Raw genomic sequence first — 278 nt, forward strand, 5'->3', positions numbered from 1 at the left:
TGTTATGCCAGCGTTATGTGTTCCCAAGGGGTAAGTATGGATATCCAGTTTAAAAGAGCTTCTGAGCTAAAATATGCTGAGTCACTAACTCAATCCAATATGGCTAGTTATTATTTAACTCGGAATATCGTTTGGGATAGCAATCTATTTATCAACAATTGGGCTCTCTTGGATAACTTTGAAATATTCGTGGATAATCATCGAGTTGGTATTGTCCGTTTTAGCTATAACGAATCAACCACTTTTCTGCGAGACTTACAGTTAAGCCCAGAATTTCA

The 278-nt window shown here is 37.1% G+C and carries 1 pseudogene; it reads left to right on the plus strand.

Going from position 1 to position 278, the window contains the following annotated elements:
• Positions 1-36 precede the first annotated feature (36 nt).
• Positions 37-278: pseudogene (locus tag A6E03_RS10060) on the plus strand (GNAT family N-acetyltransferase); the annotation flags it as partial.

Origin of the sequence: Aliivibrio sp. 1S128 (genome assembly GCF_001691065.1) — a bacterium.
GTDB lineage: Bacteria > Pseudomonadota > Gammaproteobacteria > Enterobacterales > Vibrionaceae > Aliivibrio.